General features: G+C 56.1%; 31 protein-coding genes. All 31 read left to right on the top strand.

The features are described from left to right. Window positions 1-14 precede the first annotated feature (14 nt). The 31 genes from fusA to bfr all read left to right on the top strand — a co-directional run bounded on the left by fusA (window position 15) and on the right by bfr (window position 17,919). Window positions 15-2,147, top strand: a complete 2,133-nt coding sequence (fusA, locus tag AC2CQI_RS17655; RefSeq protein ID WP_075805191.1) for an elongation factor G — start codon at window positions 15-17, stop codon at window positions 2,145-2,147. 30 nt (window positions 2,148-2,177) lie between these two features. Further along, window positions 2,178-3,371, top strand: coding sequence for an elongation factor Tu (tuf, locus tag AC2CQI_RS17650; RefSeq protein WP_075805190.1), 1,194 nt, complete (start codon window positions 2,178-2,180; stop codon window positions 3,369-3,371). A gap of 141 nt (window positions 3,372-3,512) precedes the next feature. Further along, complete coding sequence (gene rpsJ, locus AC2CQI_RS17645) at window positions 3,513-3,824, top strand: 30S ribosomal protein S10 (protein WP_003186070.1); 312 nt, start codon at window positions 3,513-3,515, stop codon at window positions 3,822-3,824. Between the two features lie 81 nt (window positions 3,825-3,905). Next, window positions 3,906-4,541 (top strand): 50S ribosomal protein L3, encoded by a 636-nt coding sequence (rplC, locus tag AC2CQI_RS17640; RefSeq protein WP_075805189.1) that lies wholly within the window; start codon window positions 3,906-3,908, stop codon window positions 4,539-4,541. Window positions 4,542-4,553: 12 nt separating this feature from the next. Further along, entirely contained in the window at window positions 4,554-5,156 is a 603-nt protein-coding gene (rplD, locus tag AC2CQI_RS17635; protein ID WP_009397517.1) for a 50S ribosomal protein L4, read from the top strand. Then, window positions 5,153-5,452, top strand: a complete 300-nt coding sequence (gene rplW / locus AC2CQI_RS17630; protein WP_009397515.1) for a 50S ribosomal protein L23 — start codon at window positions 5,153-5,155, stop codon at window positions 5,450-5,452. The genes rplD and rplW overlap by 4 nt, the downstream gene beginning before the upstream one ends. A 14-nt stretch (window positions 5,453-5,466) precedes the next feature. Beyond that, the gene (rplB, locus tag AC2CQI_RS17625) at window positions 5,467-6,291 is read left to right on the top strand and encodes a 50S ribosomal protein L2 (RefSeq protein WP_075805187.1); all 825 of its coding nucleotides are present in this window, start codon (window positions 5,467-5,469) and stop codon (window positions 6,289-6,291) included. A gap of 16 nt (window positions 6,292-6,307) precedes the next feature. Then, entirely contained in the window at window positions 6,308-6,583 is a 276-nt protein-coding gene (gene rpsS, locus AC2CQI_RS17620) for a 30S ribosomal protein S19 (RefSeq protein ID WP_002555486.1), read from the top strand. A gap of 11 nt (window positions 6,584-6,594) precedes the next feature. Continuing rightward, entirely contained in the window at window positions 6,595-6,927 is a 333-nt protein-coding gene (gene rplV / locus AC2CQI_RS17615; RefSeq protein WP_003103908.1) for a 50S ribosomal protein L22, read from the top strand. Window positions 6,928-6,940: 13 nt separating this feature from the next. Continuing rightward, window positions 6,941-7,627 (top strand): 30S ribosomal protein S3, encoded by a 687-nt coding sequence (gene rpsC / locus AC2CQI_RS17610; RefSeq protein WP_009397510.1) that lies wholly within the window; start codon window positions 6,941-6,943, stop codon window positions 7,625-7,627. A gap of 12 nt (window positions 7,628-7,639) precedes the next feature. Then, window positions 7,640-8,053, top strand: a complete 414-nt coding sequence (gene rplP / locus AC2CQI_RS17605; protein ID WP_009397508.1) for a 50S ribosomal protein L16 — start codon at window positions 7,640-7,642, stop codon at window positions 8,051-8,053. Next, entirely contained in the window at window positions 8,053-8,244 is a 192-nt protein-coding gene (gene rpmC, locus AC2CQI_RS17600; protein WP_042123524.1) for a 50S ribosomal protein L29, read from the top strand. Before rplP ends, rpmC begins: the two co-directional genes overlap by 1 nt. Window positions 8,245-8,246: 2 nt before the next feature. After that, complete coding sequence (gene rpsQ / locus AC2CQI_RS17595) at window positions 8,247-8,513, top strand: 30S ribosomal protein S17 (protein WP_003255478.1); 267 nt, start codon at window positions 8,247-8,249, stop codon at window positions 8,511-8,513. 23 nt (window positions 8,514-8,536) lie between these two features. After that, complete coding sequence (rplN, locus tag AC2CQI_RS17590; RefSeq protein ID WP_002555479.1) at window positions 8,537-8,905, top strand: 50S ribosomal protein L14; 369 nt, start codon at window positions 8,537-8,539, stop codon at window positions 8,903-8,905. Window positions 8,906-8,916: 11 nt separating this feature from the next. Beyond that, window positions 8,917-9,231, top strand: coding sequence for a 50S ribosomal protein L24 (gene rplX, locus AC2CQI_RS17585; protein ID WP_009397501.1), 315 nt, complete (start codon window positions 8,917-8,919; stop codon window positions 9,229-9,231). A gap of 20 nt (window positions 9,232-9,251) precedes the next feature. Then, complete coding sequence (gene rplE / locus AC2CQI_RS17580; protein WP_009397500.1) at window positions 9,252-9,791, top strand: 50S ribosomal protein L5; 540 nt, start codon at window positions 9,252-9,254, stop codon at window positions 9,789-9,791. Between the two features lie 13 nt (window positions 9,792-9,804). Further along, window positions 9,805-10,110 carry a 30S ribosomal protein S14 gene (gene rpsN / locus AC2CQI_RS17575; protein ID WP_075805186.1) on the top strand — a complete coding sequence of 102 codons (306 nt, stop codon included), beginning with the start codon at window positions 9,805-9,807 and terminating at the stop codon, window positions 10,108-10,110. Between the two features lie 208 nt (window positions 10,111-10,318). Further along, window positions 10,319-10,711: a 30S ribosomal protein S8 gene (gene rpsH / locus AC2CQI_RS17570; RefSeq protein ID WP_075805185.1), complete on the top strand. Its 393-nt coding sequence runs from the start codon at window positions 10,319-10,321 to the stop codon at window positions 10,709-10,711. 12 nt (window positions 10,712-10,723) lie between these two features. Next, entirely contained in the window at window positions 10,724-11,257 is a 534-nt protein-coding gene (gene rplF / locus AC2CQI_RS17565; RefSeq protein ID WP_075805184.1) for a 50S ribosomal protein L6, read from the top strand. Between the two features lie 10 nt (window positions 11,258-11,267). Continuing rightward, window positions 11,268-11,618 carry a 50S ribosomal protein L18 gene (gene rplR / locus AC2CQI_RS17560; RefSeq protein ID WP_009397496.1) on the top strand — a complete coding sequence of 117 codons (351 nt, stop codon included), beginning with the start codon at window positions 11,268-11,270 and terminating at the stop codon, window positions 11,616-11,618. Window positions 11,619-11,621: 3 nt separating this feature from the next. Continuing rightward, window positions 11,622-12,122: a 30S ribosomal protein S5 gene (gene rpsE, locus AC2CQI_RS17555; protein ID WP_075805183.1), complete on the top strand. Its 501-nt coding sequence runs from the start codon at window positions 11,622-11,624 to the stop codon at window positions 12,120-12,122. Window positions 12,123-12,124: 2 nt separating this feature from the next. After that, a complete protein-coding gene (rpmD, locus tag AC2CQI_RS17550; protein ID WP_009397493.1) occupies window positions 12,125-12,301 on the top strand; it encodes a 50S ribosomal protein L30 in 177 nt (58 codons plus the stop codon). Between the two features lie 3 nt (window positions 12,302-12,304). Next, complete coding sequence (gene rplO, locus AC2CQI_RS17545; protein WP_009397491.1) at window positions 12,305-12,739, top strand: 50S ribosomal protein L15; 435 nt, start codon at window positions 12,305-12,307, stop codon at window positions 12,737-12,739. After that, a complete protein-coding gene (secY, locus tag AC2CQI_RS17540) occupies window positions 12,740-14,071 on the top strand; it encodes a preprotein translocase subunit SecY (RefSeq protein ID WP_075805182.1) in 1,332 nt (443 codons plus the stop codon). It begins immediately after the preceding gene. Between the two features lie 26 nt (window positions 14,072-14,097). After that, on the top strand, window positions 14,098-14,214 hold the full coding sequence (gene rpmJ, locus AC2CQI_RS17535) for a 50S ribosomal protein L36 (protein WP_002555468.1): 117 nt from the start codon (window positions 14,098-14,100) through the stop codon (window positions 14,212-14,214). A gap of 131 nt (window positions 14,215-14,345) precedes the next feature. Further along, a complete protein-coding gene (gene rpsM / locus AC2CQI_RS17530; protein WP_075805181.1) occupies window positions 14,346-14,702 on the top strand; it encodes a 30S ribosomal protein S13 in 357 nt (118 codons plus the stop codon). Between the two features lie 30 nt (window positions 14,703-14,732). Next, the gene (gene rpsK / locus AC2CQI_RS17525; RefSeq protein WP_002555466.1) at window positions 14,733-15,122 is read left to right on the top strand and encodes a 30S ribosomal protein S11; all 390 of its coding nucleotides are present in this window, start codon (window positions 14,733-14,735) and stop codon (window positions 15,120-15,122) included. Between the two features lie 15 nt (window positions 15,123-15,137). Then, on the top strand, window positions 15,138-15,758 hold the full coding sequence (gene rpsD / locus AC2CQI_RS17520) for a 30S ribosomal protein S4 (protein WP_075805180.1): 621 nt from the start codon (window positions 15,138-15,140) through the stop codon (window positions 15,756-15,758). A 22-nt stretch (window positions 15,759-15,780) separates the two neighbouring features. Then, window positions 15,781-16,782: a DNA-directed RNA polymerase subunit alpha gene (locus AC2CQI_RS17515; protein WP_003186012.1), complete on the top strand. Its 1,002-nt coding sequence runs from the start codon at window positions 15,781-15,783 to the stop codon at window positions 16,780-16,782. Between the two features lie 42 nt (window positions 16,783-16,824). After that, window positions 16,825-17,211: a 50S ribosomal protein L17 gene (gene rplQ, locus AC2CQI_RS17510; protein ID WP_009397469.1), complete on the top strand. Its 387-nt coding sequence runs from the start codon at window positions 16,825-16,827 to the stop codon at window positions 17,209-17,211. 243 nt (window positions 17,212-17,454) lie between these two features. Further along, a complete protein-coding gene (gene bfr / locus AC2CQI_RS17505) occupies window positions 17,455-17,919 on the top strand; it encodes a bacterioferritin (RefSeq protein ID WP_075805179.1) in 465 nt (154 codons plus the stop codon). The last annotated feature ends 22 nt before the right edge of the window (window positions 17,920-17,941 follow it).

Here is a 17,941-nt window from a genome sequence, read left to right as displayed (position 1 = left end):
CTTGCGAGGGCTTTATGGCTCGTACTACAGCAATTAACCGCTACCGTAACATTGGTATCTGTGCCCACGTTGACGCGGGCAAGACCACCACTACCGAGCGGATCCTGTTCTACACAGGTCTGAGCCACAAGATGGGCGAGGTGCACGACGGCGCCGCGACCACCGACTGGATGGTGCAGGAGCAAGAGCGCGGTATCACCATTACCTCCGCTGCTGTGACTACCTTCTGGAAAGGTTCCCGTGGTCAGTACGACAACTACCGCGTAAACGTCATCGATACCCCCGGCCACGTTGACTTCACCATTGAAGTAGAGCGTTCGCTGCGTGTACTCGACGGCGCGGTCGTTGTGTTCTGCGGTACCTCCGGTGTCGAGCCTCAGTCCGAAACCGTATGGCGTCAGGCCAACAAATACGGCGTTCCACGTGTTGTCTACGTGAACAAGATGGACCGTGCCGGTGCCAACTTCCTGCGCGTTGTCGGTCAGATCAAGAACCGCCTGGGTCACACCCCGGTTCCTGTTCAGCTGGCAATCGGCTCGGAAGAGAACTTCCAGGGTCAGGTCGACCTCATCAAGATGAAGGCGATCTACTGGAACGACGACGACAAGGGCACCACCTATCGCGAGGAAGAAATTCCTGCCGATATGCTCGAGCTGGCTGAAGAATGGCGCGCCAACATGGTTGAAGCCGCTGCCGAAGCCACCGAAGAGCTGATGAACAAGTACCTTGAAGAAGGTGAGCTGACCGTCGAAGAAATCAAGGCTGGCCTGCGCGCGCGCACCCTGGCCAGCGAGATCGTTCCGGCTGTCTGCGGCTCGTCCTTCAAGAACAAGGGTGTTCCTCTGGTTCTCGACGCCGTTATCGACTTCCTGCCTGCTCCGACCGAGATCCCTGCAATCCAGGGTATCCACCCGGACAACGTCGAAGACGAAAACGCTCCGAAAATCGAGCGTCACGCCAGCGACGACGAGCCGTTCTCGGCTCTGGCGTTCAAGATTGCCACCGACCCGTTCGTTGGTACTCTGACTTTCGTGCGCGTCTACTCGGGCTTCCTGAGCTCGGGCGACTCCGTGATCAACTCGGTCAAGGGCAAGAAAGAGCGCGTTGGTCGTATGGTGCAGATGCACGCCAACCAGCGTGAAGAGATCAAAGAAGTTCGCGCAGGCGACATCGCTGCTCTGATCGGCATGAAGGACGTCACCACCGGTGACACCCTGTGTGACGCAGACAAGCCGGTCATCCTCGAGCGCATGGACTTCCCTGAGCCTGTAATTTCGGTTGCCGTTGAGCCGAAAACCAAGCAGGACCAGGAAAAGATGGGTATCGCACTGGGCAAGCTGGCTCAGGAAGACCCGTCGTTCCGCGTCAAGACCGATGAAGAAACCGGTCAGACCATCATCTCCGGTATGGGTGAGCTGCACCTGGACATCCTCGTTGACCGCATGAAGCGCGAGTTCAACGTCGAGGCCAACATCGGCAAGCCACAGGTTTCCTACCGTGAGAAGATCACCAAGGACAACGTCGAGATCGAAGGCAAGTTCGTTCGTCAGTCCGGTGGTCGTGGTCAGTTCGGTCACTGCTGGATCCGCTTCTCGCAGCCTGCTGTGGACGAGAAGGGCAACATCACTGAAGGCCTGGAGTTCGTCAACGAGGTTGTAGGTGGTGTGGTTCCTAAGGAATACATCCCGGCGATCCAGAAAGGTATCGAAGAGCAGATGAAGAACGGCGTTGTCGCCGGCTATCCGCTGATCGGCCTGAAGGCAACCGTGTTTGATGGTTCCTACCACGACGTCGACTCCAACGAGATGGCGTTCAAGGTAGCGGCCTCCATGGCGACCAAGCAGCTGGCCCAGAAGGGCGGCGGTGTTGTGCTTGAGCCGATCATGAAGGTTGAAGTGGTAACCCCAGAAGACTACATGGGTGACGTGATGGGTGACCTGAACCGTCGTCGTGGTCTGATCCAGGGTATGGAAGACTCGGTTTCCGGCAAGGTTATCCGTGCTGAAGTTCCGCTGGGAGAGATGTTCGGTTATGCAACCGACGTTCGTTCCATGTCTCAGGGTCGCGCTAGCTACTCCATGGAATTCTCCAAGTACTCCGAAGCTCCGTCGAACATCGTCGAAGCACTCGTTAAAAAACAAGGCTAATCCAGCCCTTTAGGCAAGAGGTTCACTGTCGTGGCTAAAGAAAAATTCGAACGTAACAAACCGCACGTCAACGTTGGCACCATCGGTCACGTTGACCACGGTAAAACCACTCTGACCGCAGCTCTGACCCGCGTCTGCTCCGAAGTTTTCGGTTCGGCTAAAGTCGACTTCGACAAGATCGACTCGGCTCCAGAAGAGAAGGCTCGTGGTATCACCATCAACACTGCTCACGTAGAGTACGACTCGCTGATTCGTCACTACGCGCACGTTGACTGCCCAGGCCACGCCGACTACGTCAAGAACATGATCACCGGTGCTGCCCAGATGGACGGCGCGATCCTGGTTTGCTCGGCCGCCGATGGTCCGATGCCACAAACCCGTGAGCACATCCTGCTGTCCCGTCAGGTTGGCGTACCGTACATCGTTGTCTTCCTGAACAAGGCTGACATGGTTGACGACGCTGAGCTGCTGGAACTGGTCGAGATGGAAGTTCGCGACCTGCTGAGCACCTACGACTTCCCAGGTGATGACACTCCAATCATCATCGGTTCGGCTCTGATGGCTCTGAACGGCCAGGACGACAACGAAATGGGCACCAGCGCTGTCAAGAAGCTGGTTGAAACTCTGGACAGCTACATCCCAGAGCCAGAGCGTGCTATCGACAAGCCGTTCCTGATGCCAATCGAAGACGTGTTCTCGATCTCCGGCCGCGGTACCGTTGTTACCGGTCGTGTAGAGCGTGGCATCGTTCGCATCCAGGAAGAAGTCGAGATCGTTGGTCTGCGCGACACCGTCAAGACCACCTGCACCGGCGTTGAAATGTTCCGCAAGCTGCTGGACGAAGGCCGTGCTGGCGAGAACTGCGGCGTTCTGCTGCGTGGCACCAAGCGTGACGACGTTGAGCGTGGTCAGGTTCTGGCCAAGCCAGGTTCGGTCAAGCCGCACACCAAGTTCATCGCAGAAGTCTACGTTCTGAGCAAGGAAGAAGGCGGTCGTCACACTCCGTTCTTCAAAGGCTACCGTCCACAGTTCTACTTCCGTACCACTGACGTGACCGGTAACTGCGAACTGCCGGAAGGCGTAGAAATGGTAATGCCAGGTGACAATATCCAGATGACTGTCACTCTGATCAAGACCATCGCTATGGAAGACGGTCTGCGTTTCGCCATCCGTGAAGGCGGTCGTACCGTCGGCGCCGGCGTCGTAGCCAAAGTCATCGAGTAATATCGATCGCTTGAAGAAGCCCCCGCTCAGCGGGGGCTTTTTTATTGGGTTGACACCCAATATGGGCGTCTATAGAATCACGCCTCCTTTTAACGGGCGTAGTGCGCCCGGTGGGAATAGCAGCCTGGAGTCTGAAATCCAATGCAAAATCAGCAAATCCGTATCAGGTTGAAGGCATTCGACCATCGCCTGATCGACCAATCTACCCAGGAAATCGTGGAAACCGCGAAACGTACTGGTGCTCAGGTGCGTGGTCCAATTCCACTGCCTACCCGTAAAGAGCGGTTCACCGTTCTGGTCTCCCCGCACGTCAACAAAGACGCGCGTGACCAGTACGAGATCCGTACTCATAAGCGCGTTCTGGACATCGTCCAGCCAACGGATAAAACCGTTGATGCTCTTATGAAGCTTGATCTTGCGGCAGGTGTGGAAGTGCAGATCAGCCTCGGCTAAGACTCGGGTCTTAGTCGTGTAACGCTCTGAAATGGGCGGCCATAGCGGGTGAAAGCCCCGTACACTCATGAGGTTTACAACATGACTATTGGTGTAATCGGTCGTAAGTGCGGTATGACCCGCATTTTCACCGAAGAAGGTGTCTCCATTCCGGTCACGGTCATCGAGATCGAACCGAATCGTGTCACCCAGTTCAAAACTGAAGAAACCGATGGCTACCGTGCAGTGCAAGTCACTGTTGGTGAGCGTCGTGCTTCGCGCGTGACTGCCGCTCAGGCAGGTCATTTCGCTAAAGCGAACGTTGCCGCTGGTCGCGGTGTCTGGGAATTCCGTCTTGAAGAAGGCGAGTTCCAGGCTGGCGACTCGATCAATGCTGAACTCTTCGCTGCGGGCCAACTGGTAGACGTTACCGGTCAGTCCAAAGGTAAAGGCTTTGCCGGTACCATCAAGCGCTGGAACTTCCGCGGTCAAGACAATACCCACGGTAACTCCGTTTCCCACCGCGTCCCGGGCTCTATCGGCCAGTGCCAGACTCCTGGTCGTGTATTCAAGGGCAAGAAAATGTCCGGTCACATGGGCGCCGAGCGCGTGACCGTTCAGTCCCTGGAAGTAGTGCGCGTCGACGCTGAACGCAATCTGTTGCTGGTCAAGGGTGCCGTTCCTGGCGCTACTGGCGGTGATGTTGTTGTGCGTCCGGCTGTCAAGGCTCGCGGGTAAGGGGAAACTGACATGCAACTTAATGTAAATGACGCTCAGGCGATCGAAGTTTCCGAACTGACCTTCGGTGGCGAATTCAACGAGACTCTGGTTCACCAGGCAGTCGTAGCCTACATGGCTGGCGGTCGTCAGGGCACCAAGCAGCAAAAGACCCGTTCCGACGTGGCTGGTGGCGGTAAGCGCCCATGGCGTCAGAAGGGTACTGGCCGTGCTCGTGCTGGTACCACTCGTGGTCCGATCTGGCGTGGCGGTGGTGTAACCTTCGCAGCTCGTCCTCAAGATCACTCGCAGAAGCTCAACAAGAAGATGTATCGCGCAGCACTGCGTTCGATCCTCTCCGAGCTGGTGCGTAGCGACCGTCTGGTCGTGGTTCAGGACTTCGCTGTCGAAGCGCCAAAAACCAAAGATCTGCTGAACAAGCTGAACGGCATGGGTCTGAACGACGTTCTGATCGTTTCGGACGCTGTTGACCAGAACCTGTACCTGGCCGCTCGCAACCTGCCGCACGTCGACGTACGTGACGTCCAGGGTTCCGACCCAGTCAGCCTGATCGCCTACGAAAAAGTGTTGATCACTGTTTCGGCAGTGAAGAAATTCGAGGAGCTGCTGGGATGAACCAGGAACGCGTATTCAAAGTTCTACTTGGCCCGCACGTTTCCGAGAAGGCTACGGTTCTGGCTGACAAGAAAGGCCAGTTCGTTTTCAAGGTTGCTACCGATGCAACCAAGCTGGAAATCAAGAAGGCCGTTGAAAGCCTGTTCAGCGTCAAAGTGGAAAGCGTTACTACCCTGAATGTTCTGGGTAAGACCAAACGCACCGCTCGTGGCCTGGGCAAGCGCAATGACTGGAAGAAGGCGATCATCTCCCTTCAGCCAGGCCAAGATCTCGATTTCAGCAGCAGTGCTGAGTAAGGAAGGGGTGCATCATGGCAATCGTTAAATGCAAACCGACTTCCCCTGGCCGCCGTTTTGTGGTCAAGGTGGTCAACCAGGAGCTGCACAAAGGCGCTCCTCACGCACCGCTGATCGAGAAAAAATCGAAGTCTGGTGGTCGTAACAACAATGGTCGTATCACTACCCGTCACGTGGGTGGTGGTCACAAGCAGCACTACCGTTTGGTCGACTTCCGTCGCAACGACAAGGACGGCATCGCCGCCACTGTCGAGCGTATCGAATACGACCCGAACCGTACTGCTCACATTGCCCTGCTGTGCTACGCAGACGGCGAGCGTCGCTACATCATCGCGCCTAAAGGCGTGAGCGCTGGCGACCAGCTGATCGCAGGTGCTCTGGCTCCAATCAAGCCAGGCAACTCCCTGCAGCTGCGCAACATCCCAGTAGGTAGCACCATTCACGGCATCGAACTGAAGCCGGGCAAAGGTGCACAGATCGCTCGTTCCGCTGGTGCTTCGGCTCAGCTGATCGCTCGCGAAGGTGTCTACGTGACCCTGCGTCTGCGCTCTGGTGAAATGCGTAAAGTACTGGCTGAGTGCCGTGCGACCCTGGGCGAAGTCTCGAACTCCGAGCACAGCCTGCGTTCGCTGGGTAAAGCTGGTGCCAAACGCTGGCGTGGCGTTCGCCCAACCGTTCGTGGTGTTGCCATGAACCCGGTTGACCACCCGCATGGTGGTGGTGAAGGTCGTACCTCCGGTGGTCGTCATCCGGTATCGCCATGGGGCTTCCCAACCAAGGGTGCGAAGACTCGTGGTAATAAGCGTACCGACAATATGATCGTCCGTCGTCGCAAGTAAATAGAGGGATACGACAGTGCCACGTTCTCTGAAAAAAGGTCCTTTTATTGATCTTCACCTACTGAAGAAGATCGAAGTGGCGGCGGAAAAGAACGATCGCAAACCAGTTAAGACCTGGTCGCGCCGTTCGATGATCCTGCCACAAATGGTCGGTCTGACCATCGCGGTACACAACGGTCGTCAACACGTCCCAGTTCTCGTGAACGAAGACATGGTCGGCCATAAACTGGGCGAGTTCGCCGGTACCCGCACCTACCGCGGGCACGTGGCTGACAAGAAAGCCAAGCGTTAAGGGGTAAGGAAATGGAAGTAGCCGCTAAGTTGTCGGGCGCTCGCATCTCCGCCCAGAAAGCCCGCTTGGTCGCCGACCAGATCCGCGGGAAGAAGGTGGGCGAAGCGCTCAACCTGTTGGCTTTCAGCAGCAAAAAAGCTGCTGAAATCATGAAGAAAGTCCTCGAGTCGGCCGTAGCCAACGCCGAGCATAACGAAGGCGCAGACGTTGATGACCTGAAGGTCTCCACCGTTTTCGTCAACGAAGGGCGTTCGCTGAAGCGCATCATGCCGCGTGCCAAAGGCCGCGCTGATCGCATCGTCAAGCGGTCTTGCCATATCACTGTCAAGGTTGCGGACAAGTAACGGAGTCGATCAGATGGGTCAGAAAGTACATCCCACTGGCATTCGCCTGGGAATCGTCAAGGAGCACACCTCCGTCTGGTATGCAGACGGTGCTACTTACGCAGATTACCTGTTGAAGGATCTGAAAACGCGTGAGTACCTCCAAGACAAACTAAAAAGCGCGTCCGTTAGCCGTATCGATATCCATCGTCCGGCTCAAACTGCACGCATCACCATCCACACCGCTCGTCCAGGTATCGTTATCGGGAAGAAAGGTGAAGATGTTGAGAAACTGCGTCAGGACCTGACCAAGCAAATGGGTGTGCCTGTGCACATCAATATCGAAGAGATCCGCAAGCCGGAGCTCGACGGTATGCTGGTTGCTCAGAGCGTAGCTCAGCAGCTGGAGCGTCGTGTGATGTTCCGTCGCGCCATGAAGCGCGCCGTACAGAACGCCATGCGCATTGGTGCCAAAGGCATCAAGATCCAAGTGAGCGGTCGTCTCGGCGGTGCTGAAATCGCACGTACTGAATGGTATCGCGAAGGTCGTGTGCCGCTGCACACCCTGCGTGCCGATATCGACTATGCCACCTACGAAGCTCACACCACCTACGGTGTGATCGGTGTCAAGGTTTGGATCTTCAAAGGCGAAGTAATTGGTGGTCGCCAAGAAGAACTGAAACCACAAGCACCAGCGCCTCGTAAAAAAGCTGCTAAGTAAGGGGTACGCCAAATGTTGCAACCAAAGCGTACAAAATTCCGCAAGCAGATGACTGGCCACAACCGTGGTCTGGCACTGCGCGGTAGCAAGGTCAGCTTCGGCGAATTCGCCCTGAAAGCTGTTGCCCGCGGTCGTCTCACCGCCCGTCAGATTGAGTCCGCGCGTCGTGCGCTGACCCGTCACGTAAAACGTGGCGGCAAAATCTGGATCCGTGTGTTCCCGGACAAGCCGGTTACCAAGAAGCCTCTCGAAGTGCGGATGGGTAAAGGTAAAGGTTCCGTGGAGTACTGGGTTGCCCAGATCCAGCCAGGCAAAGTCCTGTACGAGATCGAGGGTGTTTCTGAAGAGCTGGCGCGTGAGGCTTTTGCCCTGGCTGCTGCAAAGCTGCCTCTCGCCACCTCCTTTGTTAAGCGGACGGTGATGTGATGAAAGCGAATGAACTTCGTGAACAATCAGCACAGCAACTGAACGAGCAACTGCTCGGCTTGCTGCGCGACCAGTTCAATCTGCGTATGCAGAAAGCAACTGGCCAGTTGGGGCAGTCGCACCTGCTCTCGCAAGTTAAGCGTGACATCGCTCGCGTGAAAACTGTGCTCAACCAGCAGGCAGGTAAGTGATCATGGCTGAAGCTGAAAAAACCGTCCGTACGCTGACTGGCCGTGTCGTCAGCGACAAGATGGACAAGACCATCACCGTACTGATCGAGCGTCGCGTAAAGCACCCGATCTACGGTAAATACGTTAAGCGTTCGACTAAGCTGCACGCGCACGACGAAGCCAACCAATGCAAAATCGGCGACAAGGTTTCCATCCGTGAAACCCGTCCGCTGGCCAAGACCAAGTCCTGGGCACTGGTTGAAGTTCTCGAACGCGCTGTTGAAGTCTAAGGGCTAGGGGTCGGAGATATTTTATGATTCAGACTCAATCCATGCTCGATGTGGCCGATAACAGCGGCGCTCGTCGCGTCATGTGCATCAAGGTTCTCGGCGGTTCGCACCGTCGTTACGCCGGTATCGGTGACATCATCAAAGTAACCGTCAAGGAAGCAATTCCGCGCGGTAAAGTGAAGAAAGGCCAGGTAATGACCGCTGTTGTGGTCCGTACTCGCCATGGCGTCCGTCGTGCTGACGGCTCCATCATCCGCTTTGATGGCAACGCTGCTGTTCTGCTGAACAACAAGCAAGAGCCGATCGGCACCCGTATCTTTGGGCCAGTGACCCGTGAACTTCGTACCGAGAAGTTCATGAAGATCGTCTCGCTCGCCCCAGAAGTGCTGTAAGGAGATCCGACATGCAAAAGATTCGTCGTGACGACGAGATCATCGTGATCGCCGGCAAAGACAAAGGTAAGCGCGGTAAGGTGCTGAAGGTGCTCGCTGACGACCGTCTGGTCGTTGGTGGGATCAACCTGGTGAAGCGTCATACCAAGCCTAACCCGATGTCGGGCGTACAAGGCGGTATCGTCGAGAAAGAAGCGCCACTGCACGCTTCCAACGTCGCCATTTTCAACGGCGAAACCAACAAGGCTGACCGCGTTGGTTTCAAAGTAGAAGACGGCAAAAAAATTCGTGTCTTCAAGTCGACCCAAAAAGCGGTTGATGCTTGAACACTGCTAGGTAGAAGACCATGGCACGACTGAAAGAGATTTATCGGAAGGAAATCGCTCCCAAGCTTAAGGAAGAACTTAAGCTGGCGAACGTGATGGAAGTTCCGCGCGTTACCAAGATCACCCTGAACATGGGTCTGGGCGAAGCGATCGGCGACAAAAAAGTCATCGAGCACGCTGTTGCCGACCTGGAAAAGATCACCGGCCAGAAAGCTGTTGTGACCTTCGCCCGGAAATCCATCGCTGGCTTCAAAGTCCGCGAAGGCTGGCCGATCGGCGTCAAAGTCACCCTGCGCCGTGACCGTATGTACGAGTTCCTGGACCGCCTGCTGGCGATCTCCCTGCCTCGGGTTCGCGACTTCCGCGGCCTGAATGCCAAGTCCTTCGATGGCCGTGGCAACTACAGCATGGGCGTGAAAGAGCAGATCATCTTCCCGGAAATCGACTACGACAAGATCGATGCTCTCCGCGGTCTGGACATTACCCTGACCACCACTGCTCGTACGGATGACGAAGGTCGCGCCCTGCTGCGTGCTTTCAAATTCCCGTTCCGCAACTGATTGGAGTAGGAAAATGGCCAAGAAGAGCATGAAAAACCGCGAGCTGAAGCGTCAGCTCACGGTCGCTAAATACGCCAAGAAGCGTGCTGAGCTGAAAGCAACCATCGTTGATCTGAACGCAAGTCCAGAAGAGCGTTTTGCTGCTGTCGTAGCTCTGCAGAAGCAACCACGTGACGCCAGCGCCTCGCGCCTGCGTAACCGTTGCCGCCTCACCGGTCGTCCACACGGCGTTTACCGCAAGTTCGGCCTCGGCCGTAACAAGCTGCGTGAAGCAGCAATGCGCGGTGACGTTCCAGGTCTGGTCAAGGCCAGCTGGTAAGACGTACCGGCAGCGTCCTGGTGGCGGGGGAGCGATCTTCCGACCACCGGTGATCTTGCATCGAAACAAGCCCCTTATGGGGCTTGTTTCGTTTCAGGGATGTGTCTAGAATGACCGGCTCACCTGAGCCCGGGTTTTGCCCGTGCAGATTCAGGTGACAGTAGTAGCCGAGAGGCTAATTAATTTGTGTATCAGGAGCGTCTAGCCCATGAGTATGCAGGACCCGTTAGCGGACATGCTAACTCGCATCCGTAATGCCCAGATGGCTGAAAAGTCCGTCGTAAGCATGCCTTCTTCGACTCTGAAGGTTGCGGTCGCCAAAGTTCTGAAGGACGAAGGTTACATCGCTGGTTACGCTGTAACCGCCGATGCCAAGCCATCGCTCTCCATCGAGCTGAAATACTTCGAAGGCCGTCCGGTCATCGAGGAAGTCAAGCGCGTAAGCCGTCCTGGTCTGCGCCAGTACAAGTCCGTCGAAGATCTGCCGAAAGTACGTGGCGGTCTGGGCGTGTCTATCGTCTCCACCAACAAAGGTGTGATGACTGATCGTGCTGCGCGTGCTGCCGGTGTTGGCGGCGAAGTTCTCTGCACAGTGTTCTAAGGGGGGATAAGCATGTCTCGCGTCGCTAAGAACCCCGTTAAGCTGCCATCCGGTGTCGAAGTAAAATTCGCCGGCCAGCAGCTTTCGGTGAAGGGTGCCAAGGGCACTCTCGAACTGAATGTTCACTCGTCCGTAGAAGTGATCGAAGAAGCTGGTGAGCTGCGTTTCGCTGCTCGCAACGGCGATCAACAAACCCGCGCTATGGCCGGTACCACCCGTGCCCTGGTAAACAACATGGTCCAGGGCGTAAGCCAAGGCTTCGAGCGCAAGCTCCAGCTGGTCGGTGTTGGTTACAAAGCACAAGCCAAAGGCAACGTGCTGAACCTGGCGCTCGGCTTCTCGCATCCAGTGGATTACGAACTGCCAGCCGGTATCACCGCTGAAACTCCTAGCCAGACCGACATCCTGATCAAGGGTATCGACAAGCAGCTGGTAGGTCAGGTGGCCGCTGAAATCCGCGACTTCCGTCCACCAGAGCCGTACAAAGGCAAGGGTGTGCGTTACGCGGACGAAGTAGTCCGTCGTAAAGAAGCCAAGAAGAAGTAGGGCATAGCAAATGACCGACAAAAAAGTTACTCGTCTGCGTCGCGCTCGCAAAGCACGCCTGAAAATGCACGAACTCGAAGTCGTGCGTCTGTGCGTGTTCCGCTCCTCGCAGCACATCTACGCCCAGGTCATCTCGGCCGACGGCAGCAAAGTCCTGGCCAGCGCCTCGACTTTGGACAAAGAACTGCGTGATGGCGCCACCGGCAACATCGACGCGGCCACTAAGGTTGGCAAGCTGGTAGCTGAGCGTGCGAAAGCCGCCGGTGTATCTCAAGTTGCCTTTGACCGTTCCGGCTTCAAGTACCATGGCCGCGTGAAAGCGCTGGCTGATGCTGCTCGTGAAGGCGGGCTGGAGTTCTAAGTTATGGCAAATAACGATCAAAAGCGCGACGAAGGCTACATCGAGAAGCTGGTTCAAGTTAACCGCGTTGCCAAGACCGTAAAAGGCGGCCGTATCTTCACCTTCACCGCGCTGACCGTGGTAGGTGATGGCAAGGGTCGTGTTGGCTTTGGCCGTGGCAAATCGCGCGAAGTACCAGCTGCGATCCAGAAAGCCATGGAAGCCGCTCGCCGCAACATGATTCAGGTTGACTTGAACGGCACTACTCTGCAGTACGCCACCAAGTCCGCCCATGGCGCGTCGAAGGTCTACATGCAGCCTGCTTCGGAAGGTACCGGTATCATCGCCGGTGGCGCAATGCGTGCCGTCCTGGAAGTTGCTGGCGTTCAGAACGTCCTGGCCAAGTGCTACGGCTCGACCAACCCTGTCAACGTGGTTCACGCCACCTTCAAGGGTCTGAAGGCTATGCAATCTCCTGAGTCCATTGCTGCCAAACGCGGCAAGAGCGTTGAGGAGATCCTCTGATCATGGCTACCGTTAAAGTAACGCTGATCAAAAGCACCGCCGGCCGCCTGCCTAACCACAAACTGTGCGTTAAAGGTCTGGGTCTGCGTCGCATCGGTCACACTGTAGAAGTCCAGGATACTCCCGAGAACCGCGGGATGATCAACAAGGCTTACTACATGCTGCGCGTCGAGGGTTAATCGATGAAACTCAATGATCTGAGTCCAGCGCCGGGTTCCCGTCGCGAGAAGCATCGTCCGGGTCGTGGTATCGGTAGTGGTTTGGGCAAGACCGGTGGCCGCGGCCACAAAGGTCAGACCTCCCGCTCCGGTGGCACCATCGCTCCTGGCTTTGAAGGCGGTCAACAGCCGCTGCACCGTCGTCTGCCGAAGTTCGGCTTCGTTTCCCTGAAAGCCATGGACCGCGCAGAAGTGCGTCTGTCCGAACTGGCCAAGGTGGAAGGCGACGTGATCACCGTTCAGTCCCTGAAGGACGCCAACGTGATTAACCAAAACGTACAGCGTGTGAAAATCATGCTGTCCGGCGAAGTTACTCGCGCGGTCACCATCAAGGGCATCGCAGCCACCAAGGGTGCGCGTGCGGCTATCGAAGCAGCTGGCGGCAAGTTCGAGGAATAAATGGCTAAGCAAGGTGCTCTCTCTTCGCTCGGCAAAGGCGGGATGTCTGAACTTTGGGCTCGTCTGCGTTTTCTTTTCCTGGCGATCATCGTCTATCGGATTGGTGCGCATATCCCAGTTCCAGGTGTTAACCCGGACCGGCTGGCGGAACTGTTTCGACAGAATGAGGGGACCATTCTTAGCTTGTTCAACATGTTTTCCGGCGGTGCGCTGGAGCGCATGAGCGTATTTGCACTGGGGATCATGCCGTACATTTCGGCGTCGATCATCATGCAGCTCATGACCGCGGTCAGCCCACAGCTGGAGCAGTTGAAGAAGGAAGGTGAATCTGGCCGTCGCAAGATCAGCCAGTACACCCGCTACCTCACCGTTATCCTGGCGTTGGTCCAGGCCACTGGCATGTCCATTGGTCTGGCCGGTCAGGGCGTGGCGTTCTCTGCAGGCTTCGGCTTCCATTTCGTTGCGGTGTCCACCTTCGTGGCCGGCGCAATGTTCATGATGTGGCTGGGTGAGCAGATTACGGAGCGCGGTGTGGGCAACGGTATCTCGATGCTTATCTTCGCAGGTATCGTTGCCGGTCTTCCGAGAGCAATCGGGCAGTCTTTCGAGTCTGCACGCACAGGCGATATCAACATTTTCGCCCTGGTCGCTATCGGTCTGCTCGCAGTAGCGATTATCGGTTTCGTGGTGTTCATCGAGCGTGGTCAGCGTCGTATTGCTGTTCACTACGCCAAGCGTCAGCAGGGCCGCAAGGTCTTCGCTGCGCAGACGAGCCACTTGCCGCTTAAAGTGAACATGGCTGGCGTCATTCCAGCCATTTTCGCAAGCAGCATTCTGCTGTTTCCGGCTTCGCTGGGTTCCTGGTTCGGCCAGTCCGAAGGTTTGGGCTGGTTGCAGGATGTCGCGCAGTCGATCGCTCCTGGTCAGCCGTTGAACATTTTGCTGTTTAGTGCAGGGATCGTTTTCTTCTGCTTCTTCTACACAGCTCTGATGTTCAATCCGAAGGACGTAGCGGAAAACCTTAAGAAGTCCGGTGCCTTTATTCCGGGTATCCGTCCTGGTGAGCAGTCGGCGCGCTACATTGATGGCGTTCTGACTCGTCTGACCATGTTCGGTGCTCTTTATATGACGGCCGTCTGCCTGCTGCCCCAGTTCCTGGTCGTGGCTGCAAACGTTCCGTTCTACCTTGGCGGGACCTCGTTGCTGATTGTGGTAGTGGTTGTGATGGACTTCATGTCCCAAGTACAATCGCACCTCGTTTCGCACCAGTACGAATCCCTGATGAAGAAAGCCAACCTGAAAGGCTACGGTGGCAGCAGTCTGCTGCGCTGAAACCCCTAAGGTTCGAGGAGTTGGTGATGAAAGTTCGTGCATCGGTTAAAAAACTGTGCCGTAACTGCAAGATTATTCGCCGCGAAGGTGTCGTTCGAGTAATTTGCAGCGCGGAACCGCGTCACAAGCAGCGCCAAGGCTGAGTGTGATCTGTGCTTCAAACCCAGCAGCTAGTGTGCTGCTGGGTTGATTAATTGTTTCTACAGCGATATTATCTCGCGCCCTATTTCTTGGCTTCCGGGGCGTAGGTAGCTGTCAATTGGAGTCCCACTGAATGGCCCGTATTGCAGGCGTTAACATTCCAGATAACAAGCATACTGTTATCTCGCTGACCTACATCTATGGTGTCGGTCGCACTACTGCACAGAAAATCTGTGCGGATGCTGGTGTAAACCCAGCCGCTAAGATCAAGGATCTGAGCGACGAGCAGATTGAACAGCTGCGTGGCGAAGTCGCGAAGGTCACCACCGAAGGTGACCTGCGTCGTGACATCAACATGAAAATCAAGCGTTTGATGGACCTGGGCTGCTACCGCGGTCTGCGCCATCGTCGGGGTCTGCCAGTACGCGGTCAGCGTACCAAGACCAATGCACGTACCCGTAAGGGTCCGCGTAAGCCGATCCGCAAGTAATCGCACCAGCGAATCGACAGGAATTTAGACATGGCAAAACCTGCTGCTCGTCCTCGTAAGAAAGTCAAAAAGACAGTGGTTGATGGCATCGCCCACATCCATGCGTCTTTCAACAACACCATCGTGACCATCACCGATCGTCAAGGTAACGCTCTGTCCTGGGCTACCTCCGGCGGTTCGGGTTTCCGTGGTTCCCGCAAATCGACCCCGTTCGCTGCTCAGGTAGCTGCTGAACGTGCTGGTCAAGCTGCGCTGGAATACGGCCTGAAAAACCTCGACGTCAACGTCAAGGGTCCAGGTCCAGGTCGTGAGTCCGCTGTTCGTGCACTGAACGGCTGCGGCTACAAGATCGCCAGCATCACCGACGTGACGCCAATCCCGCATAACGGGTGCCGTCCGCCGAAGAAGCGTCGCGTGTAATCAGGAGACAGATAAATGGCACGTTACATTGGTCCAAAATGCAAACTGTCTCGTCGTGAAGGCACCGATCTGTTCCTGAAGAGCGGCGTTCGCGCTCTGGAATCGAAGTGCAACATCGAAGCAGCCCCAGGTATCCACGGCCAGCGCCGTGGCCGTCAGTCCGACTACGGCACCCAGCTGCGCGAGAAGCAAAAAGTACGTCGTATCTACGGTGTTCTCGAGCGTCAATTCAGCGGTTACTACAAGCAAGCGGCGGCCAAGAAAGGCGCTACTGGCGAGAACCTGCTGCAACTGCTCGAATGCCGTCTGGATAACGTTGTTTATCGTATGGGCTTCGGTGCTACCCGCGCTGAATCCCGTCAGCTGGTTTCGCACAAAGCGATCAGCATCAACGGCAAGACTGTAAACGTTCCGTCCTACCAAGTTCGTCCGGGTGACGTGGTCGCAGTTCGCGAGAAATCGCTGAACCAGCTGCGCATTGTTCAAGCCCTTGAACTGTGTGCTCAGCGTGGCCGCGTTGAGTGGGTTGACGTGGACGCTGCCAAGAAGTCGGGCGTTTTCAAGAACGTTCCTGCTCGCAGCGACCTGTCTGCCGACATCAACGAAAACCTGATTGTCGAGCTCTACTCCAAGTAAGGGCTAGAAAATAGGTGCATCCATGCAGATTTCGGTAAATGAGTTCCTGACGCCCCGCCACATCGATGTGCAGGTCGTCAGTCCAACCCGCGCTAAAATCACGCTCGAGCCTCTCGAGCGTGGTTTCGGCCATACCCTGGGCAACGCGCTGCGCCGCATCCTGTTGTCCTCCATGCCTGGCTGTGCAGTAGTCGAGGCCGAGATCGATGGCGTACTCCATGAGTACTCCGCGATCGAAGGTGTACAGGAAGACGTCATTGAAATCCTGTTGAACCTGAAAGGCCTGGCTATCAAACTGCACGGTCGTGACGAAGTTACGCTGACCTTGTCGAAGAAGGGTTCGGGGGTGGTTACCGCTGCCGATATTCAGCTGGATCATGATGTCGAGATCGTTAATCCCGATCACGTAATCGCTAACCTGGCGTCGAATGGCGCCCTGAACATGAAGCTCACCGTAGCTCGTGGTCGTGGTTATGAACCGGCCGATTCGCGTCAGAGCGATGAAGACGAAAGCCGCAGCATCGGTCGCTTGCAGCTCGACTCTTCGTTCAGCCCGGTTCGCCGTATCGCATACGTGGTGGAAAACGCCCGTGTCGAACAGCGTACCAACCTGGACAAGCTGGTTATCGATCTGGAAACCAACGGTACCCTGGATCCTGAAGAGGCCATCCGTCGTGCTGCAACCATCCTGCAACAGCAGCTGGCTGCATTCGTCGACCTCAAAGGTGACAGCGAGCCCGTGGTAGTGGAGCAGGAAGACGAGATCGATCCGATCCTGCTTCGCCCAGTTGACGATCTGGAACTGACCGTACGTTCGGCCAACTGCCTGAAGGCGGAGAACATCTACTACATCGGCGATCTGATTCAGCGCACCGAAGTAGAGCTGTTGAAAACTCCAAACCTCGGCAAGAAGTCCCTGACTGAAATCAAGGACGTTCTGGCTTCCCGTGGTCTGTCCCTCGGCATGCGCCTCGACAACTGGCCGCCTGCAAGTCTTAAGAAAGACGACAAGGCGACTGCCTGATCGTCGTAATCACCGAACGTAGTGTTTGGTAAGGAATGAATCATGCGTCATCGTAAAAGTGGACGTCACCTGAGCCGTACCAGCTCTCACCGCAAAGCCATGTTCCAAAACATGGCGGTGTCGCTGATCGAGCACGAGCTGATCAAGACCACCCTGCCAAAAGCCAAGGAACTGCGTCGCGTTGCCGAGCCGCTGATCACCCTGGCTAAAGAAGACAGCGTTGCAAACCGTCGTCTGGCTTTCGACCGTACCCGTTCGAAAGAAGCCGTTGGTAAGCTGTTCAACGATCTGGGCAAGCGCTATGCCACCCGTCAGGGCGGCTACCTGCGTATCCTCAAGTGCGGCTTCCGCGCTGGCGATAACGCACCTATGGCGTACGTCGAGCTGGTTGATCGTCCAGTCGGTGGCTCGGTAGAAGCCGCTGAGTAAGACGAGCAGTCTTCTACAAGAAACCGGGCCTAGTGCCCGGTTTTTTGTTTCTGGCGTTTCGAGAATGAAAAACACTCTTGCGCCAGAGTCGAAATGATAAGAAGAACTCACCTCATTTGGGGGGTTTTTCAATGAAAATCACTACTGTTCACCGGCTTTTTTGCGCTTTTCTGCGCAAAACCCAGTGACCTCCCGGTCATCCTGGTTCAAACTATGGACTTTCAAACAGGGAGATGCGGGACGATGCAAGGTCACCCGGACGTAATCGACTACCTCAACACGTTGCTGACGGGCGAACTGGCGGCACGTGATCAGTATTTCATCCACTCGCGCATGTACGAGGACTGGGGCTTCAGCAAGCTCTACGAGCGTATCAACCACGAGATGGAAGAAGAGGCGCAACACGCCGATGCCCTGATGCGCCGCATCCTCATGCTCGAAGGCACTCCACGCATGCGCCCGGACGACCTCGACGTCGGCACCAGCGTGCCGGACATGATCGCCGCTGACCTGCGCCTGGAATACAAGGTCCGTGCTGCGCTGTGCAAAGGCATCGAGCTGTGCGAGCTGCACAAGGACTACATCAGCCGCGACATCCTGCGTGTGCAGTTGGCTGACACCGAGGAAGATCACACCTACTGGCTGGAAAAGCAGCAAGGCCTGATCAAATCCCTCGGCCTGGAAAACTACCTGCAATCGCAGATGTAATTTCCCGCCGCCAGGCAAAAGA

Source organism: Pseudomonas sp. P2S-1 (assembly GCF_057197725.1).
Note: the sequence above shows the minus strand (reverse complement) of the source record. Positions and strands in the feature narration are given on the sequence as shown.

What these genes read in the sequence shown, in the direction of transcription:
- rpsM (WP_075805181.1), top strand. Translation starts at nt 14,346, where the DNA reads ATGGCCCGTATTGCAGGCGTTAACATTCCAGATAACAAGCATACTGTT.
- rplR (WP_009397496.1), top strand. Translation starts at nt 11,268, where the DNA reads ATGACCGACAAAAAAGTTACTCGTCTGCGTCGCGCTCGCAAAGCACGC.
- rplF (WP_075805184.1), top strand. Translation starts at nt 10,724, where the DNA reads ATGTCTCGCGTCGCTAAGAACCCCGTTAAGCTGCCATCCGGTGTCGAA.
- rplX (WP_009397501.1), top strand. Translation starts at nt 8,917, where the DNA reads ATGCAAAAGATTCGTCGTGACGACGAGATCATCGTGATCGCCGGCAAA.
- rplQ (WP_009397469.1), top strand. Translation starts at nt 16,825, where the DNA reads ATGCGTCATCGTAAAAGTGGACGTCACCTGAGCCGTACCAGCTCTCAC.
- rpsQ (WP_003255478.1), top strand. Translation starts at nt 8,247, where the DNA reads ATGGCTGAAGCTGAAAAAACCGTCCGTACGCTGACTGGCCGTGTCGTC.
- rplV (WP_003103908.1), top strand. Translation starts at nt 6,595, where the DNA reads ATGGAAGTAGCCGCTAAGTTGTCGGGCGCTCGCATCTCCGCCCAGAAA.
- secY (WP_075805182.1), top strand. Translation starts at nt 12,740, where the DNA reads ATGGCTAAGCAAGGTGCTCTCTCTTCGCTCGGCAAAGGCGGGATGTCT.
- rplD (WP_009397517.1), top strand. Translation starts at nt 4,554, where the DNA reads ATGCAACTTAATGTAAATGACGCTCAGGCGATCGAAGTTTCCGAACTG.
- fusA (WP_075805191.1), top strand. Translation starts at nt 15, where the DNA reads ATGGCTCGTACTACAGCAATTAACCGCTACCGTAACATTGGTATCTGT.
- rplO (WP_009397491.1), top strand. Translation starts at nt 12,305, where the DNA reads ATGAAACTCAATGATCTGAGTCCAGCGCCGGGTTCCCGTCGCGAGAAG.
- rpsC (WP_009397510.1), top strand. Translation starts at nt 6,941, where the DNA reads ATGGGTCAGAAAGTACATCCCACTGGCATTCGCCTGGGAATCGTCAAG.
- rpsD (WP_075805180.1), top strand. Translation starts at nt 15,138, where the DNA reads ATGGCACGTTACATTGGTCCAAAATGCAAACTGTCTCGTCGTGAAGGC.
- rplB (WP_075805187.1), top strand. Translation starts at nt 5,467, where the DNA reads ATGGCAATCGTTAAATGCAAACCGACTTCCCCTGGCCGCCGTTTTGTG.
- rpmD (WP_009397493.1), top strand. Translation starts at nt 12,125, where the DNA reads ATGGCTACCGTTAAAGTAACGCTGATCAAAAGCACCGCCGGCCGCCTG.
- rplC (WP_075805189.1), top strand. Translation starts at nt 3,906, where the DNA reads ATGACTATTGGTGTAATCGGTCGTAAGTGCGGTATGACCCGCATTTTC.
- rpsE (WP_075805183.1), top strand. Translation starts at nt 11,622, where the DNA reads ATGGCAAATAACGATCAAAAGCGCGACGAAGGCTACATCGAGAAGCTG.
- rpsN (WP_075805186.1), top strand. Translation starts at nt 9,805, where the DNA reads ATGGCCAAGAAGAGCATGAAAAACCGCGAGCTGAAGCGTCAGCTCACG.
- rpmJ (WP_002555468.1), top strand. Translation starts at nt 14,098, where the DNA reads ATGAAAGTTCGTGCATCGGTTAAAAAACTGTGCCGTAACTGCAAGATT.
- rpsJ (WP_003186070.1), top strand. Translation starts at nt 3,513, where the DNA reads ATGCAAAATCAGCAAATCCGTATCAGGTTGAAGGCATTCGACCATCGC.
- rplN (WP_002555479.1), top strand. Translation starts at nt 8,537, where the DNA reads ATGATTCAGACTCAATCCATGCTCGATGTGGCCGATAACAGCGGCGCT.
- rplW (WP_009397515.1), top strand. Translation starts at nt 5,153, where the DNA reads ATGAACCAGGAACGCGTATTCAAAGTTCTACTTGGCCCGCACGTTTCC.
- bfr (WP_075805179.1), top strand. Translation starts at nt 17,455, where the DNA reads ATGCAAGGTCACCCGGACGTAATCGACTACCTCAACACGTTGCTGACG.
- rpsK (WP_002555466.1), top strand. Translation starts at nt 14,733, where the DNA reads ATGGCAAAACCTGCTGCTCGTCCTCGTAAGAAAGTCAAAAAGACAGTG.
- rplP (WP_009397508.1), top strand. Translation starts at nt 7,640, where the DNA reads ATGTTGCAACCAAAGCGTACAAAATTCCGCAAGCAGATGACTGGCCAC.
- rpsH (WP_075805185.1), top strand. Translation starts at nt 10,319, where the DNA reads ATGAGTATGCAGGACCCGTTAGCGGACATGCTAACTCGCATCCGTAAT.
- rplE (WP_009397500.1), top strand. Translation starts at nt 9,252, where the DNA reads ATGGCACGACTGAAAGAGATTTATCGGAAGGAAATCGCTCCCAAGCTT.
- AC2CQI_RS17515 (WP_003186012.1), top strand. Translation starts at nt 15,781, where the DNA reads ATGCAGATTTCGGTAAATGAGTTCCTGACGCCCCGCCACATCGATGTG.
- rpmC (WP_042123524.1), top strand. Translation starts at nt 8,053, where the DNA reads ATGAAAGCGAATGAACTTCGTGAACAATCAGCACAGCAACTGAACGAG.